This is a genomic window from Candidatus Igneacidithiobacillus taiwanensis (assembly GCF_031962545.1).
In the GTDB taxonomy this organism is placed as follows: Bacteria; Pseudomonadota; Gammaproteobacteria; order Acidithiobacillales; family Acidithiobacillaceae; genus Igneacidithiobacillus; species Igneacidithiobacillus taiwanensis.
Map to the genome: position 1 here is coordinate 1 of NZ_JAVRKK010000138.1, position 5,495 is coordinate 5,495.

At 52.1% G+C, this 5,495-nt stretch carries 5 protein-coding genes; 1 reads left to right on the plus strand and 4 read right to left on the minus strand.

The features are described 5' to 3' along the window. Nucleotides 1-186: 186 nt before the first annotated feature. Nucleotides 187-921 carry a hypothetical protein gene (locus RTI30_RS12155; RefSeq protein ID WP_312283861.1) on the minus strand — a complete coding sequence of 245 codons (735 nt, stop codon included), beginning with the start codon at nucleotides 919-921 and terminating at the stop codon, nucleotides 187-189. 93 nt (nucleotides 922-1,014) lie between these two features. After that, a complete protein-coding gene (locus tag RTI30_RS12160) occupies nucleotides 1,015-1,419 on the minus strand; it encodes a ProQ/FINO family protein (protein WP_312283862.1) in 405 nt (134 codons plus the stop codon). A gap of 493 nt (nucleotides 1,420-1,912) precedes the next feature. Here RTI30_RS12160 and RTI30_RS12165 point away from each other — a divergent pair, with 493 nt between their 5' ends. Continuing rightward, nucleotides 1,913-3,139 (plus strand): replication initiation protein, encoded by a 1,227-nt coding sequence (locus RTI30_RS12165; RefSeq protein WP_312283863.1) that lies wholly within the window; start codon nucleotides 1,913-1,915, stop codon nucleotides 3,137-3,139. 22 nt (nucleotides 3,140-3,161) lie between these two features. Here RTI30_RS12165 and RTI30_RS12170 read toward each other — a convergent pair whose 3' ends face one another. Together RTI30_RS12170 and RTI30_RS12175 are read right to left on the minus strand one after the other, a co-directional pair. Then, the gene (locus RTI30_RS12170; protein ID WP_312283864.1) at nucleotides 3,162-3,749 is read right to left on the minus strand and encodes a hypothetical protein; all 588 of its coding nucleotides are present in this window, start codon (nucleotides 3,747-3,749) and stop codon (nucleotides 3,162-3,164) included. Next, the gene (locus RTI30_RS12175) at nucleotides 3,746-4,657 is read right to left on the minus strand and encodes an integrase domain-containing protein (RefSeq protein ID WP_312283865.1); all 912 of its coding nucleotides are present in this window, start codon (nucleotides 4,655-4,657) and stop codon (nucleotides 3,746-3,748) included. The genes RTI30_RS12170 and RTI30_RS12175 overlap by 4 nt, the downstream gene beginning before the upstream one ends. Nucleotides 4,658-5,495: the final 838 nt, after the last annotated feature.

Here is a 5,495-nt window from a genome sequence, read left to right on the forward strand (position 1 = left end):
TAGCCGGGGCCGGCGGCGGTTTATCGTCGATGACGAATGGCGGTACAGTTCTTTTATCCTATACCTACGCTGTGAGTGCTGCAAGAGCTACCTGCGTAGCCCTCTTTGGGCCCCAAAATGCCAAGTAAAACGCCGACAAAGCATCGTCGGCGTTTTTCTTTACTGCTTGCGGTCTTTCAGGACGCGTTAACTTCCCGCCTTTTTCGCGTAATCCTCCAGTTGTTCCTTGCTCAGGCCGGTGATCTGCTCGATCTGTTGCTGACTGAGGGAGTTGCCTGGTGTGATGACGCCGCGAAACTGGTCCATGTCGGCATTCCAGAGGCCATCGTAACTGTTGGAAAAATCATCCAGCGACTTCCCCTCCTGTAACCGCTTCATGTCCTTGGCAACGAATACCCCAAGGCCAACAGGCAGGCGGCGGCAATAATCCCAGGACGGCGCGGACCAGTAGGCCCAGCGGTAGCCACCTGCATCCCACACCTTGACCTGGAAGGGCGGAGTGCTTTGGCCAGTTTGCGGATTTTCCACGCTGGTGTCAGCGTAGAGGTGACCAACTGTCCATGTATCAAACCCACCAGACGTAAAGTGCCAATCCTTTACCGCTACGTTCACCTTGTATGCCGGTTTGGTACCGTCGCCAAGGTGATAATGCTGGAACGCGGCCAGGAGTTCGGCGCGGATCAGCTTCAGGTAATACTTCCCAGGCAACGGGTGATCCCAGGCCGGCTTGTCCATTTTCGGGTTCGCCAAGGTAACAGAACCGACCTCGAAGGCATGGCCCTTATAGTTTTGCTGCACATAGCTGGTCTGCCGCAGCGGATTGCTGCCGGGGATATTCATGTTGGCCGCGCAGCCGCTCAACATTGCGACAGCGGTGATGGTGCCTAGGGTGGCACCGAATTTCCGATTTTGCTTTTTCATCGCTCCATTTCCTCTTCCGGTGGATCTGCGATTTTAATGCGAATGTAAAACCACTAGGGAGCCTGCCATTTTTCCGGCCATGGGACTTTTGCATCATTCCGTCTCGCGATCCTGTTCCGCCTGACTTTCTTTCTCCATCTTCATTCGCTCTCTTCTTTTCTTCCGCTTTTCAAGCTCCTTTTGTGCACGAGCTTTATCTTCATCGCGGATCTCGCCAACAGGGTTTCCGTGTATGTCAAAACGTTGAGTTTTTTCGATAATGCTCTCTAGATACTCATCTCTTATTGAGTAAGAACGGAGTACCTGTGATATATATCTTTCGTCTATTTCTTCCCCTTTATTTTTATAATGCTCAATAATTTCTTCTCTTGTTCCAACCGCATAAGGAAAATTCTCTTTCAGGGAAGGGAAGTCCGAAAGAATGATCTTTCTTGCCTTCATATATTCTTCATGCTCTGGATGACCTGCTTGAGCAAAAGGGTTACTTCTCCTTGCCATAGTAATTACCCCGAATATGATTACTTAGTTATTGATTATACAAAAAAATATTTTGTATGGAACTCAAGGACGACTTTTATACCGAATCGCAGCGCTTATTGGCCCATGGCGGCTTACCCTTTTGTAAGACCTTTTGCGTCCTTCTGTCTTGTGGGCCTGGCCAGCGGCGGAACGGATGGCCTGATTTTGCTGAGTTAGCCGCCTGCCGATGAGAGGGCGTTATGAGACAAAAAGGTATTCTCTTTTGTCACTCATGAACAGCCACTTGGCAAAACAGCGGTTCAGAGAGTAGATTCGCTGGATGGTTTGAAAACAAAAGGCATTGCAATGATTCAGAAACGCAATGCCCCGATTCCTGACAAAGCTGTAGCAGGCTTAGGAATCGGGGCAGCATGGGCCGACGAGGCTTGGAGAAACTATAGCATCTGCTATAGCAAAGCTCCAACCCTCCGGCCCCGTCAGATAGCAGCAGACGAGCGAGCCGGAGGGCAGCATGGCCTCCAATGATCGTATTTTCCCTGGCGGCTGGCTTGTCCCGCTTGAGTACGTCCAGGATTACATCTCAGACTTTGTTCGAGACAAACCCCAAGACGCCGAACGCTATAGGCTCAACTGGCTTTTCCAACGCGGCATACTCAAGTCAAAAGCCCGCAAGCGCAAGACCCAATCCACCGAGCAACCAGCCCCCGATCCAGGTATCCCAGCGCTCCTACACCAGTGGCTTAAACACCTACCCCATAGGCCCTATTGCACCGATGACCTTGGCCAAGGCCTGCATGTCCGGTCCAGAAAGCAGGCCTTGGCCTACCGATACATCCAGCACAACCCACCGACGCAGATCTGGGACATTGTGCTGGACGTCGATCACCGTATCGACTTGCAAAGCCTTGTAGAGCCGATCCCGAACGCCCTAGCGCTCAATCCTGAGAACGGCCACGGCCACCTGTTCTATTTCCTCAAGGCTGGCGTTACCTGCACCCAGGCAGGCAGGGAAGCGCCTCAGCGCTATCTTGCAGCCGTAGAGCGTGGGTTATGCGTCAAGATGGATGCCGACGACCGCTATGCCGGCCTTATAAGCAAAAACTTAGTCCATCCGTATTGGTCAACCCATGTCTTGCACGATCACTGCTGGACCCTTGGCGAACTGGCGGAGCATCTGAACCTCGATGCGGCCAATGCCAGGCGCTATGTCCCAGAAGCCCCGGAGGAAGCCTACCAGACGGGGCGGAACGTTTATCTGTTCCATACGGTGCGGCAATGGGCCTACAGCGAGATTAGGCACTATTGGGCACCCAATGGCTTACCCCGATGGCAGGATGCGATTTTGGGGTATTTACGGCCCATTAACGGGCAATTTCATGCGCCCCTCTATGAATCGGAACTCAGAGCGATAGCCAAGAGCATCGCTAAGTGGACTTGGCGGCACATCACGCCTGCAGGCCTGCAAGACTTCATCGAGCGCACCCACACGCCAGAACTACAGGCGGAGAGGGGCAAGAGGGCTACGAATCAGGCAGAGGCGGGACGTATGGCGACTAACCAGTTAGAGATCGCTCCACTTGGCGGCATAGCCAGTGGTAAAGCCCGCAGGCAATCCAGAGAGCAGGAACGCGCCACCGCAAGGCTCTTGCGGGCGCAGGGGTACACGCAGGAACAGATAGCCAAAGAGCTTGGGGTGTCTAGGCGGACAATTGGGTTCTGGCTATCAGATGATTTGTAAGGTTTGGCAATGAACCGGCGGCCTATATCAGATAACAGCGCTTTTGGACGAATGAATAAACCGTAAAAACTAACTCAGGCTGGCCGAGACCTAGCGAGCGGAGCGAGCGCAGGGCGCAGGGCAGCGCCCAAGGCCGAAGGCCGCGGGAGTACGATAGCGGAAAGAACGAAGTTGCTAGTGTTGGCACGGATGGGGGGGGGAGGTCCGGGGGGATGGGTTCGCTGTTTTCGGCATCGAAAATCGGGTCGTTGGCTGCTACCTGCTGCCATTGCCTTTGTATCCGTCTCCGCCGTCGCTCGGCCCTATTCGGTTTGGGGTTCCCAATGCGGGCCAAAACTGTGGGAGGGTTGAGATTGGCGGCTTCATACAGCGCAACGATTGCCAGCTTATGCTCGTACAGCGTGTTATCAGTCCGGCCTTTTTGTCGAAGCTCTGCAAAGTAAGCCTCGATATGCCTTTTCCCGATCTGTCCTAAACTGAAACAACCCATCGGCTCGCAGAACTGCACAAAACGCAACCAGAGCCCCTTCTGCCGTCGCCTGTAGCGTTTTCCACCATGCCTGCAATAGACACGGGCCAAGTTTTCCACTTCTCTGGTCAATTTACTCATCGAGAACTCCCAAGATATGCCGCTGTAACGTCTGTCCTGCCGTGGCCTAGCTCCTTAGCTATCTGCACTCGTGCCATGTGATCGTCGGCTTTGCTTGCTACTCGATGCCCTGCAATGACTGGGGCGGGGCTGCCTGTGATCGCCTTGTATCGCTCACATGCGAAGGCTGATCGCAGGTCGTGAAAAGTCTGGCCGCCTGTCTCCCGGACAAGTGCCTCATTTGCTCGATCAAGCACGGGGCGAAAAGACCGATATGACTTATCGGCTGGAATCATGGAGTGCTCGCCTTTGCCCTGCACATTTGCGGCTTTTTGTAGGCTGTCGATTTGCCGTTGATTTGTGATTGGTATGACCCTAGTTCGACCCCCTTTTGTCCCCTCTGTAATCGTGACCTGCCCCTTGGTTCTCACTTCTTTGATGGCTTTTCTGGCGTCTAACAAAGAGGCTTCTTTTCGCCGTAGTCCCAGCTCTCGTGTCAGATCAATGATTGCCTTTGCTCGGCCATCGGATAGACTGGCCTTGGCCCTTACAAGGGGGTCTCTATCGAGTATCGGTGATTCCGTCCGCACATACGACCGCTTCGGCACTCCGATTTCCGACGGTTTGACTGCTTGCCATCCAGAATTTGCTTGCTTCATCACGGCGTTGATTGCCGCAATGTTATTTTTGATCGTAGCGGCACTTTGGCCTTGCTGGATAAGATGATTCGCATAGTCGCTTACAAGCTCTTTTGTGATGTGTTCCATCCGCTTGACGCCTTGCGCTTTTGCAAAAGGCACAAAACTCCCTTCCCATCGCTGGGAATAGGTGGCAATAGAGGAATACGATAAGCCGGACTGGGGCCTTTGCAGCCATAAACGGCCAGCCGACCCAAGATCGCGGGTTCCGATGCCGTAATTCCTTGACATAATTACACCTCCTTGAAAAAAAATTTTTGTTTCAGCACACTCGAAAGGAATGCACTGAAACAAAAAGCCGACGTCAAATAGACCGCCGGCTTTTTGATCGAAATGGATATTTTATCAATAATATCGCTATAGATGCCCGTATTTGTATAAACTCGTAAATAATTCTGATTTTGTGTAATTCTTCTGTTTCAGTAATCGTGCATAATGATAAACCAGTGGTGATATAAGATCTATTTTAATTTTGTCAAAAATAATCGGTATAATAAATAAAACCTGTTTTGACTAGTAATTTTCCCCAATACCCCCACATGGCCGATATTTTGGCCCAGAGATTGCTAATAGCAGATTTGAGTATTGGGAGTCTCTCCAGACCCAAGGCCATGTGGTAAGTGTTCCTTGCACGCTTGCGAAATACTGCCATATTCGCTGATGGGAGCGGCAACTCCACGGAGAGACACAGGATCATTTTTTAGTCGCTTCCTGCAAAGCGAACATTATTCTTACGTCGTGTTGGACATCACGGCGGATAATTTCCGGCGGTGCGATCGTGGGTCAGTCGCGCCTGGTCCAGAGGCATCACAAGGCCGGTTGGCGGGTGATTCGGCATGATACCCGCATCGCTTCAGTATGGCTTCTAGCAGAAAAAATATAGCAAAATTATATAGTTAATTTGTAGTGCCCCTGCCTGTCTCTTTCGCTCGCTACGCTCGCAAAAGAGACAGGCTGCCGATATCGGGGCTCCTGGCTATCGCAGTCGCGCCCGTACTTATGGCATATTCCTAGTGACGCTCCCGGCCTTCGGCGGTCGCGTCTCTATTATCCGCAATAAATGCTAACT

Excerpts from the sequence above, each read along its gene's own strand:
- RTI30_RS12165 (WP_312283863.1), top strand. The coding sequence starts at position 1,913 with ATGGCCTCCAATGATCGTATTTTCCCTGGCGGCTGGCTTGTCCCGCTT.
- RTI30_RS12160 (WP_312283862.1), bottom strand. The coding sequence starts at position 1,419 with ATGGCAAGGAGAAGTAACCCTTTTGCTCAAGCAGGTCATCCAGAGCAT.
- RTI30_RS12175 (WP_312283865.1), bottom strand. The coding sequence starts at position 4,657 with ATGTCAAGGAATTACGGCATCGGAACCCGCGATCTTGGGTCGGCTGGC.
- RTI30_RS12155 (WP_312283861.1), bottom strand. The coding sequence starts at position 921 with ATGAAAAAGCAAAATCGGAAATTCGGTGCCACCCTAGGCACCATCACC.
- RTI30_RS12170 (WP_312283864.1), bottom strand. The coding sequence starts at position 3,749 with ATGAGTAAATTGACCAGAGAAGTGGAAAACTTGGCCCGTGTCTATTGC.